This window comes from Acidocella sp. (assembly GCF_013044125.1).
In the GTDB taxonomy this organism is placed as follows: Bacteria; Pseudomonadota; Alphaproteobacteria; order Acetobacterales; family Acetobacteraceae; genus Acidocella.
Genome location: NZ_JABEVC010000077.1, coordinates 1 through 10,764, shown reverse-complemented (window position 1 = coordinate 10,764; position 10,764 = coordinate 1). Strand labels below are relative to the sequence as shown.

Annotated in this window: 9 protein-coding genes; 7 read left to right on the top strand and 2 right to left on the bottom strand. The window is 67.2% G+C overall.

Annotated elements, in window-relative coordinates:
- Positions 1-906: NAD(P)/FAD-dependent oxidoreductase (locus HKL97_RS04745; protein WP_291422975.1), on the bottom strand; the 906-nt coding region annotated here is incomplete at its 3' end.
- A gap of 59 nt (positions 907-965) precedes the next feature.
- Here HKL97_RS04745 and tsaE point away from each other — a divergent pair.
- From tsaE to HKL97_RS04720, 5 genes are read left to right on the top strand one after another with little or no spacing between them, the layout of a single operon-like run.
- Complete coding sequence (gene tsaE / locus HKL97_RS04740) at positions 966-1,385, top strand: tRNA (adenosine(37)-N6)-threonylcarbamoyltransferase complex ATPase subunit type 1 TsaE (protein WP_291422973.1); 420 nt, start codon at positions 966-968, stop codon at positions 1,383-1,385.
- Positions 1,382-4,285 carry a double-strand break repair protein AddB gene (addB, locus tag HKL97_RS04735; RefSeq protein WP_291422971.1) on the top strand — a complete coding sequence of 968 codons (2,904 nt, stop codon included), beginning with the start codon at positions 1,382-1,384 and terminating at the stop codon, positions 4,283-4,285. The genes tsaE and addB overlap by 4 nt, the downstream gene beginning before the upstream one ends.
- Entirely contained in the window at positions 4,272-7,697 is a 3,426-nt protein-coding gene (addA, locus tag HKL97_RS04730) for a double-strand break repair helicase AddA (protein WP_291422969.1), read from the top strand. Before addB ends, addA begins: the two co-directional genes overlap by 14 nt.
- Positions 7,698-7,750: 53 nt before the next feature.
- A complete protein-coding gene (gene trxA, locus HKL97_RS04725; protein WP_291422967.1) occupies positions 7,751-8,068 on the top strand; it encodes a thioredoxin in 318 nt (105 codons plus the stop codon).
- A gap of 1 nt (position 8,069) precedes the next feature.
- A complete protein-coding gene (locus tag HKL97_RS04720) occupies positions 8,070-8,477 on the top strand; it encodes an acyl-CoA thioesterase (protein WP_291422965.1) in 408 nt (135 codons plus the stop codon).
- On the opposite strand, the gene HKL97_RS04715 is transcribed toward HKL97_RS04720, so the two are convergent.
- A complete protein-coding gene (locus HKL97_RS04715; protein ID WP_291422963.1) occupies positions 8,455-9,438 on the bottom strand; it encodes an alpha/beta fold hydrolase in 984 nt (327 codons plus the stop codon). The two genes, HKL97_RS04720 and HKL97_RS04715, sit on opposite strands and share 23 nt — an antisense overlap.
- Before the next feature lie 32 nt (positions 9,439-9,470).
- On the opposite strand from HKL97_RS04715, the gene HKL97_RS04710 reads away from it, so the two are divergent.
- Both HKL97_RS04710 and HKL97_RS04705 read left to right on the top strand, forming a co-directional pair.
- Positions 9,471-9,662, top strand: coding sequence for a zinc-finger domain-containing protein (locus HKL97_RS04710; protein ID WP_291422961.1), 192 nt, complete (start codon positions 9,471-9,473; stop codon positions 9,660-9,662).
- Positions 9,649-10,764, top strand: a 1,116-nt coding sequence (locus tag HKL97_RS04705; RefSeq protein ID WP_291422959.1) for a 5'-3' exonuclease H3TH domain-containing protein, incomplete at its 3' end; no start/stop codon positions are given. The genes HKL97_RS04710 and HKL97_RS04705, both read left to right, overlap by 14 nt.

The following is a 10,764-nucleotide window of genomic DNA, read 5'->3' as shown; positions in this document are numbered from 1 at the left end:
CTGCAAAATAAGCTTCAGCTTGCCCGGATAGGTCACAATATCCCCGACGCCGAAAATCCCCGGCACCGTGGTCTCCATCCGCGCCGGGTTCACCACCACATGGGTGCGCTCAAGTTGAAACGCCCAGTCTGCCAGCGGCCCCAGCTCCATCGCCAGGCCAAAAAACGGCAACAGCACATCCGCCCCGATCAGCCGGGTGGCGCCATCCAGATCAGCCACTTCCACCGCCTCCAGCACGCCGCCCGCGCCATGCAGCCCGTGCAGCTGATAAGGGATCACCATGTCGATCTCGCCGCGCGCCGCCGCCGCGTCCAGCTGCGCGGCACTCTCCGGCGCCGCCCGGAATTTTGGCCGCCGGTGGATGACATGGATGCTCCCGGCAATGCCGTTGAGCGCCAGCGCCCAGTCCACCGCCGAGTCCCCGCCACCCGCGATCACCACGCGCTTGCCACGCAGCGACTCGCGGCGCTTCACATAATATTGCACCGCCCCGGTGGCCTCATAGGCCTCCAGCCCTTCCAGCGGCGGGCGGTTGGGCCCAAACGCCCCGGCCCCCGCGGCCACGATCACCGCCTTGGCCGTAATCTCATCGCCCGCATCGGTGGTCAACGTAAACGCGCCCGCAGCGCCATGCAGTTTTTCCACCCGCCGTCCCAGCAGCCGTTGCGCCGCGAACGGCGCGATCTGCTGCTCCAGCCGGGCAATCAGCTCCGCGGCTTCAATGCCGGGATGCCCCGGAATGTCATAAATCGGCTTCTCCGGGTAGAGTGCGGCGCATTGCCCGCCGGTCTCTCCCAGGGCATCGATCAACACGCAGGACATCTTGAGCATCCCGCACTCAAACACCGCAAACAGCCCGGCCGGGCCGGCACCGATGATCGCTACATCCGTTGTCAGCTTTTCCATACCCCAGGCTTTGCCGCACCGCCCTTCCACAATCAAGCGCATGCCCTAAAAAGAGTATCATGCACATCTTCCTCCCCGATGAAGCCGCGACCATCGCCCTGGCCCAGAAACTCGCCGCCCGGGCGCGCGCCGGGGATGTTCTGCTGCTCTGCGGCTCGCTGGGTGCCGGCAAAACCAGCTTCGCCCGCGCGTTTATCCGCGCGTTGACCGGCGAGCCGGACCTCACCGTTCCCTCCCCCACCTTCACCCTGGTGCAGCAATACGAGACAAACACTCTCACCATCTGGCATTATGATCTGTGGCGGTTGCAGGACCACCATGCGCTGGAGGAGCTGGGCTGGGACGAAGCGCTGGAGGGCATCGTCATCGTGGAATGGCCTGACCGGCTGGGGCCGCTGACCCCCCGGCACGCCCTGCGGCTGAGCTTCTCCCACGATGGCACGGGCCGAAGCGCAGAGCTGGACGAGGATCTGCCATGAAGCTCGGCGCCTTCCCGGCGGAGTCGGCCTTCCTGCCCGCGCTGGCGAAACGCTGGCTGGAGACGGGCGGCGACTCGGCCGACGGGCTGATCCTGCTGCCCAGCCGCCGCGCGGCGCAGGCGCTGGCCGGGGCGTTTCTGGAACAAAACCAGGGCAAGGCGCTGTTGCTGCCGCGCATTGTCGCGCTTGGCGCCATCGACGAAGCCGCCCTCGCGCTGGCCGGCGCGCTGGACCTGCCGCCAGCCATCCCCCCCATGCAGCGGCAGGCGATTCTGGCGCGATTGATCCTGCAAATGAACGGCCAGGGCGGTGCGCCGCAAAAGCTTCATGCCGCCTGGCAGCTTGCCGCCGATCTCGCCGCGCTGCTCGATGAGGCAGCCTATGCCGAGGTCGATCTCAAAGCCACCCTACCCAATGTGGTGGCCGCCGAACTCGCCAGCCATTGGCAGACCACGCTTAAATTCCTCGAGATCATCACCCATGCCTGGCCGGAGATCCTGGCCGGAATGGGCGCAACGGACCCCGCCGCCCGGCTGGTGGCGCTGCTGGACGCGCAAACCGCCGCCTGGGGGGAAAATCCTCCGCCGCACCGGGTATGGATGGTCGCCGCCGAAGGCAATCCCGCCATCGCGCGGCTGGCCCGGCGCGTGGCCGGGCTGCCGGAGGGGCTGCTGCTGCTTCCTGGCTACGATTTCAACCTGAACGAGAGCGCCTGGGAGGCGCTGGATGACAGCCACGCGCAAGGCGGCATCGCCCGGCTGCTGGCGGACATCGGCGCGCGCCCTGCCGAGGTGCAGCCCCTGCCCGCCCCCGCATCGCCGGTGCCGGGCGGGCGCAGCCTGGTGTTTTCGCGCGCATTGCTCCCCGCCGCCTGCCTGGAAGCATGGGAAAAACCGATCGCGTTTCAGCTCGCGGGGCTGAGCCGGCTGGAGGCGCAGGAGGAAGCGCAGAATGCCGCCGCGATCGCGATGATCCTGCGTGACACGCTGGAAGTGCCAGGGCGCACGGCGGCGCTGATCACCCCGGACCGCGGCCTCGCCACGCGGGTAACAGCCGCGCTGAAACGTTTCGGCATTACCGCTGATGACAGCGCGGGCGAGCCGCTGGCGCAGAGCCCGCCCGCGATCCTGCTGCGGCTGCTGGCGCGCGCGCTGGTGAGCGGCTTCGCCCCGCTGCCTTTGCTGGCCCTGCTGAAGCACCCGCTGGCCGCCGCCGGGCTGCCCCCGGAAATGTGCCGGGAACATGCGCGCAATCTGGAAATTCACGCGCTGCGCGGCACCCGCCCTGGGCCGGGATTCGATGAGATCAAGTTCCGGCTGGATAAGGCCGCACTGCCTGCCCTTAGCGTGTTTCTGGACCGGCTGGAGGCCATGTTGCGCCCGGCGATCCCCCCCGTGCGCAGCAATCCCGCGCAACTGCTTCGTCACTTGCTCAGCGTGGCCGAGGCGCTGTGCGCGACCCCGGACGAACCAGGCGCGGCGCGGCTCTGGCCCGGTGAGGCGGGCACCGCGCTTTCTGAATTATTGTTACAGGCGCTAGAAATTTTTGAAGACCTTCCCGATGTTGCGAGCACTGAGACCGCGGATCTGCTCGATGCGCTGCTGAGCGGGGCAGTGGTGCGCAAGCCACGCACCAAGGACGGGCATCCGCGCGTCGCGATCTGGGGGTTGCAGGAAGCGGCACTGCAAAGCGTGGATGTCGCGGTGCTGGGCGGGCTGGTGGAGGGTGTGTGGCCCGCACCGGCGGAGCCGGGGCCGTGGCTGAGCCGCCCGATGCGCCGGGCGGCCGGGCTGCCCTCGCCGGAACAGAAAATCGGCATGGCCGCGCACGGGTTTTTCTCATTGGCCGCATGTTGCCCGGAGGTGGTGCTGGCGGCCCCCGCGCGGCGCGAGCGTGCCCCGGCAGTCCCTTCGCGCTGGCTCACGCGGCTGCAGGCGATGCTGCACGGCCAGGGGCTGGCGGCGCATGAGGCGGCCTCCTGGGCGTTGCAGCTGGACCAGCCGGCGCAGTTGGAGCGCCGCGCGCGCCCCTATCCGCGCCCGCCGGCCAAGGCACGGCCGGAGCGGTTAAGCATCTCGGATTTCGCCACGCTGATGGCCGATCCCTATGCGATTTATACCCAGAAAATCCTGCGCATAGCCGAATTTGACCCGCTTGACGAAGAGAGCGACCCCAGTCTTTTCGGCGAAATCGTGCACAAGGGGCTGGAAGAATTCTACAAACTGCCCGAAAATTTCACGGCGCCGGATGCGCGCGCGCGCCTCGTGTTCGCGCTGCAGACCGCGATGCGCGATAGACGCCCGCGCGCGGCGCTGGAGCATTGGTGGATGGCGCGGCTGGCGCGCATCGCGGACTGGGTGCTGGAGAGCGAGAGCGCACGCCGCGCCGTGCATGGCGCGCCGGTTCATCTGGCTTCGGAGGTAAAGGCCAAGCTGGCGGTGCCGGGCGGCTTCACGCTCACCGGCCGGGCCGACCGGATTGAAAAATTCAACGATGGCACCATCGGCATCATCGACTACAAAACCGGCGGCGCGCCTGGCAACGGGCAAGTGGAGGATGGCAGCGCGCCGCAGCTGCCGCTGGAGGCGGTGATGGCGCAGGCCGGATGTTTCGGCAACGAATTCACCGGCGAAGTGGCCGAGCTGGCCTACTGGAAAATTTCCGGACGGCACGAGGCGGGCGAGGTACGGGAGGTGAAACCGAAAAAACCAAGAGTGCTGCGCGAGGTGATCGAGGATGCGGCGCGGGCTCTGCCTGAAACGTTCGCAAAATTCGCCGATGAAAAAACGCCATATCTGGCAAGCCCGCACCCCAAACGGGTGAATAAATACGATGTATACGCCGGTATTTCCCGCCGCGCGGAATGGGCCGGGGAGGATGACGCCAATGACGGTGATTGAAATTGCCAACGCGCAGCAGCGCGAAGCCTCTGATCCGAAGGTTTCCGCCTTTGTCGCGGCTTCGGCCGGGAGCGGCAAGACCAAGCTTCTAACCGACCGTCTGTTGCGATTGATGCTCTCAGGGACTGCGCCGGATAAAATTTTGTGCCTGACCTACACGAAGGCGGCGGCGGCGGAAATGACCATCCGGCTGAACAAGCGCCTGGGTAACTGGGTGGTGATGAAAAAATCTGATCTGGAAAACGCGCTGCGTGAGCTGGATGTGGCGGTGAACGATGCGAATGTGGTGCTGGCGCGCAAGCTCTTCGCCGATGTGCTGGATTTGCCAGGCGGCATACGGATCGAGACGATTCACGCCTTTTGCCAGTCGCTGTTGCGGCGGTTTCCGCTGGAGGCGGGACTCTCGCCGCATTTCGAGGTGGCTGACGAGGTGCAGGAAGGCCGGCGCCTGCGCGAGGCGCGCGAGGATGTGCTGGCGCAACCCGGGCATGAGGCGGCGGTTTATACGCTGGCCGGCGAAACCAACGAGCCTGATTTCGCCGCGCTGACGCAGAAATTCGTGCAAATGTCCGCCAGCGTGCTGCATGTTCACGAAGCCGCCGGAATCGCCCATTTGCAGCGCGCGGCGCTGGGCGCGGGGACGCAGAGCGAGGCGGCGCTGCGCGCGCAGGCCGTGCTGTTGCCGCGCGAGGCGCCATTGCGGGCGGGGCTGCGGCTGCTGGCGGCGCAGGGCAACAAATCTGGCCAGGCATGGGCGCATGAGGCGCTGGACTGGCTGGCGCAGCCGCAGGCCGCGCGCGCGGCGAATTGGGATGACTGGCTGGCCGTGCATTTTACCGCCAAGGGCAAAGGCCCGCCGGGCAAGCTGCATAATTTTTTCGGCAAGGGGCTTGCCGCGGAAGAGGCGGATATTCGCGCCGAGATCGCGGCGGAATGCAAACGCATGGAGGCGGCGCAGGAGCAGATTCGCGCGGCACGGCTGGCGGCGCTGAATGCGAGCCTGATGCAGCTGGTCGCCCCGATTGTGCAGAACGACGCGGCGCAAAAGCGCCTCGCGGCGCAGCTGAGCTATGCCGACCTAGTGCGCCATACCGCGACATTGTTCGAGGACCCTGGCGCTAGCTGGATACTTTATAAATTGGATGGCGGGATCGCGCATCTGCTGCTCGACGAGGTGCAGGATACCGCGCCGGCGCAATGGGAGATCGCGGCGAAGATCGCCGATGAATTTTTTGCCGGGGCGGGGGCGCGCGCGGGCGGGCGGACGATCTTCGCGGTGGGCGATGCGAAGCAGTCGATCTTCTCGTTTCAGGGCGCGGATTTGGAAAGTTTCACGGCGTATCAGGCAAAATTTTGCGAAAAGGTGAGGGCCGCCGGGCAGCGCTGGGTGGATGGCAGGCTCTCGGTCTCCTTCCGCTCCACGGCGCCCGTGCTGGCGCTGGTGGATGCGGTGTTCGCAACCGGCCCGGCGCGCGCGGGGGTTTGCCGCGGCACGGAAGTGCTCAAACATGAGGTGAGCCGCGCGGGGCAGGCCGGGTGGGTGGAATTATGGCCGCTGAGCGAGGCGGCGGCGCCGGCGGAGCTGCCGCCCTGGGCGGTGCCGGAGGATTACGAGGGGGCTGATTCGTCCAAGGCGCTGCTGGCCCGCCAGATTGCCCTCGACATTAAAAAACGCCTGGACGCGGGGGAGATTTTGCAAAGCCGGGGCCGCGCGGTGCGGCCGGGGGATTTTTTGATTCTGGTGCGCCGCCGCGATGCGCTGGTGAGCGCCATCACCCGCGAGTGCAAGGCGCGCGGGGTGCCGGTGGCGGGGCTGGACCGCATGGTGCTGACCGCGCAGCTGGCGGTGGGCGATCTGCTGGCGTTGTGCGATGCGCTGCTGCTGGGCGATGATGATCTGGCCTTCGCGCAATATCTGGTCTCGCCGCTGGGGGGCTTGAGCGATGAGAGCCTGATGGCGCTGGCGATGGGCCGCCGGGGGAGCCTGCTGGCGGCGCTGTATGCGCGCCACGCGGAACGGGCGGAGTGGGCGGCTGCGAAGGCGTTTTTCGAGACGCTGCGCGCGAAGGCGGATTTTCTCTCCCCCTTCGCGCTGCTGAGCGAGGCGCTGGGGCCGCTTGGCGGGCGCAGCCGGATTTTACGCCGCCTGGGGCCGGAGGCGGCCGAGCCGGTGGATGAGTTTCTGACCGAGGCGTTGAAATTCACGCAGAGCGAGCCGGGGGCGCTGCAGCTGTTTGTGCATCAGCTGCGCCAGGCGGGGGCGCAGATCAAGCGCGAGGCGGAGTCAGGCGGGGATGCCGTGCGGATCATGACCGTGCATGGGGCGAAGGGCTTGCAGGCGCCGGTTGTGATTCTGCCCGATACCACGGCGCTGCCCACGGGGGCGCAGAAGGAGACGCTGTTCTGGCTGCCGGTGCCGGGGGAGGATGTGCGCGTGCCTGTGTTCTGCCCGCGCACGGCGCTGCGCGCCGCGGCGGTGACCGGCGCCGCGGCAAACGCCGCCGCCGCCGAGGCGCAGGAATATAACCGCCTGCTCTATGTGGCGCTCACGCGCGCGGAGGACGGGCTGATCATCTGCGGCGCCAAGGGGCGGAACAATGTGGCGGAGACGAGCTGGTATGAGCTGGCGCGGGCCGGTTTCACGCGGCTGCCGGAGGTGGCGGATGTGGACGGGCGGCTGGTGCATGCCTGCGCGCAGACCGCAAGGCCGGATGACAAGGCGGAGCATAAGGTAACGCATGAAGCGGCGCTGCCCGGCTGGGCGGGCGCGGCGCCGGGCTGGGTGGCGGCCCCGCCGGGGGTGGAGACAACGCGGCCGGAGCGCATCGCGCCCAGCCGGGGGGTGGAGGATGTTGCCCGTCAGGCGCTGGCGGCGAGTCCGCTGGGGACGGAGCAGATGCAGGCCCGCGCCGCGCGCACGGCGGCAATGGCGCGCGGCCGGACGGTGCATGCGCTATTGCAACATCTGCCGGAGCTGCCCCCGCCGGCGCGGGCGGCTGCGGCGGCGCGTTTTCTTGCCGGGGTGCCGGAGCTGGCGGGCGGCGCGGCGGAAATCCACGATTCGGTGCTGGCGATTTTGCGGAATCCGGCGCTGGCGGCGCTGTTCGGGCCGGGGAGCCGGGCGGAGGTGCCGCTCGCGGGTGTGGTGGGGGATGTGGAAATCGGCGGTCTGGTAGACCGTCTGGCGGTAACGGCGCAGCGGGTGATGATCGCCGATTACAAGACCGACCGCGCCCCGCCGGACGCGCCAGCGGCGATTCCCCCAGGGTATTTGCGGCAATTGGCGGCCTACCGGGCCATATTGGCGCAGATCTATCCCGCCCATGCCGTGGAGTGCCTGCTGATATGGACCCAGAGCGCGGTGGCCATGCAGGTGCCGGATGAAATGCTGGACGCGCATGCCCCGGCTTGATTAGGGCGGGTTTCGCCGCCATGTTCTCACCCAACCAACGTTAGGAAGTTATCATGAGCAAGGCTGTTACCGACGAGACCTTCGATGCGGATGTGCTGAAATCCAGCGCCCCGGTGTTGGTGGATTTCTGGGCCGAATGGTGCGGCCCGTGCCGGACGATCGCGCCCTCGCTCGAGGAACTGAGCAAGGAATATGAGGGCAAGCTTGAGATCGTGAAGGTGAACATCGACGAGAACCCGATGACCCCCTCACAGTTCGGCGTGCGCGGCATCCCCACGCTGCTGATCTTCAAAGACGGCAAAGTGGCGGCCAGCCAGGTGGGCGCGGCGCCGAAATCGGCGTTGAAGGCGTGGATCGAGAAGAGCCTGTAACATGACGCACGCGATGCCGGGCGAGACGCCGCCGGCCGGGGTGCCGATGATCCGCACCATCGCCATGCCGGCCGATTCCAACCCGGATGGCGATATTTTTGGCGGCTGGCTGATGAGCCAGATGGATCTGGCGGCTGGCAATCTGGCGGCGCGGGTGGCGCGCGGGCGCTGCGTCACGGTTTCGGCCGATGCGATGAGTTTTCTGCGGCCGGTGAAGATCGGCGATGAGGTGAGCGTTTATTGCGAGTTGCTCTCCACCGGGCGGACCTCGCTGAAGATAAACGTGGAAGCCTGGCGGCGGCGGCGCAACACGCATGAGGAATACCGCGTGACCAAGGCGGTGTTCACCTTCGTGGCCATCGATGCCGAGGGCAAGCCGCGCCCGTTCAGTCCGCCAGAAACACCGTAGCGGCGCTGGGGGCCGAGGAATCCAGCCCCGTGCCCAGTATGTAGCCGAGAATATCGGCGCTGGGCGCGGCCCGCTCCAGGTCGCGCGGGATCAGGTGATAATCCGGCGGGTAATACGCCAGGATGACCGGAGCGCCCGGCGGCAGGGCGCGCCAGCAGCGGCGCATCGCCGCCTTGGGGATCAGCTGGTCATGCCCGCCATAAAGGATGAGGGCTGGCTGGCGGAAATGCGCGCAGGCGGCCTGGGCCTTGGCCATGAGGCTGGTGAGCCCGGCGATGCTGCGCAGATTTGGCGCACGGATGGTGAGCGGGTCTTCCCCGAAGGCGATGAGGGCCGCGGTGTTATCGCTGGCGCGGATGCGCACGGCATGGCCGGTGAGGCGCATCTGCGGGGCCAGCGCATCGGCCATGAACAGCACCGTGCGGTAAAGCATGCCCACCCGCCAGACGGCCGGGGCGGAGAGGACATAGGCATCCACCGGCGGCGGGTTGGGTGAGGCGCCAAGCAACAGGCCAATGCCGCCGCCCATGCTCTCGCCCATGAGCACCAGCCGGGTATGCGGATATTTTTCGCGCAGTTGCACCGCCATGGCGCGGGCTTCATCAACCAGCGTGGCGGTGCCCGGCCAGGCGCCGCGGTTGGCGGTGGCGCCGAAGCCGGATTGGTCCGGCGCATAAAGCGCGATGCCCCGCGCATTAAGGGTTTGCGCCAGCAATGCCCAGGCGTCGCGGCTGTCAGTGTAGCCATGCAGCGCCAGGACCACGGCTTTGAGCGGGCCTTGCGCGGGGTAGAGCCGGTAGGGCAGGCGCGCGCCATCTGGCAGGGTGAAGATGCCGCTGGTGATGATCGGGTGGGCCGCCGAGGCCCGGGGCGCGCCGTAGGGCGCGGGCACGCAGCCGGGCAGGCTCAAGGCCAGCAGCAGGGGCCAGAGCTTGGGGTTACGCAGGAATGAAGCTATCATCGCGCCGTATTCATCACAGCAAGGCAGAACCCATGGACAGCGCCACAACCAAGACCCCGACCGAAATTATCCATGTAAAAACCCATGCCGTCTCCTGCGATGGCGGCGTTGGGCCGCTTGGCCACCCCAAGGTGTATCTAAAGATCACAGGAACACAAATCATGTGCCCGTATTGCTCGCGGCTGTTCGTGCTGGAGCCGGGCGCGCGCGATGACGGGCACTGACCGCAAGGACATGAGACTCGTCCTCGTCGACGGCTCCGGCTTCATCTTCCGGGCGTTCCACGCGATCCCGGATGTGACGCGGCCAGATGGCGTGCATGTGAACGCGGTGTTCGGCTTCTGCAATATGATCGCGCGGCTGATGAAGGAGCACACTGGCTCGCATCTGGCGGTGATTTTCGATGCCGGGCGGATGACGTTCCGCAACCGGATGTATACCCCCTACAAGGCGCAGCGGCCCGAAACACCGCCGGAGCTGGCGCCGCAGTTCGCGCTCATCCGCGAGGCGGCGAGAGCCTTTGGGCTCCCCAGCATCGAGCTTGATGATTGGGAGGCGGACGACCTGATCGCCGCTTATGCGAAGGCGGCGCTTCAAGCCGGGGGCGAGGCGGTGATCGTCTCGTCCGACAAGGATTTGATGCAGCTGATCCGCCCCGGCGTGAGCATGCTCGACCCGATGAAGAACGTGCCCATCGGCGAAGCGGAGGTGGCGGCCAAATTCGGCGTGACGCCTGACAAGGTGATCGAGGTGCAGGCGCTGATCGGCGATGCGGTGGATAATGTGCCGGGGGTGCGCGGGATCGGGCCGAAAGGGGCGGCGGAGCTGATCGGGCAGTATGGCACGCTGGAAGCCGTGCTGGAGGCTGCCAAATCCGGCGCGATGAAGCCTGGCAAGCGGCGCGACATGCTCGTGGAGTTTGCCGGTAATGCGCGGATTTCCAAGGAGTTGGTGAAGCTGCGCGATGATGCGCCATTGCCCGCGCCGCTTGAGGCGCTGGCATTGCGCCATTGGGACGATGCGGTGCTCTCGGCGTTTCTCGACACCAATAATTTCAAAAGCATCAAGCAGCGGCTGGCCCTGAGCGATGCGCCGCGCGCCGAGGCGGCCGCGCCCAAGGCCGAGGCGGCGGCTTTTGGCGGTTATGAGACCATAACCTCGATGGCGGCGCTGACCACGCTGATCGAGGCGGCGCGGCAGGCTGGCTATGTTGCCGTGGATGTGCAGACCGATGACCGCCACTCGCTGCATGGGAATTTGCTGGGCATCGCGCTGGCGGTGGCGCCGGGGCGGGCGGGCTATGTGCCGCTGGGGCATAACCTGGGG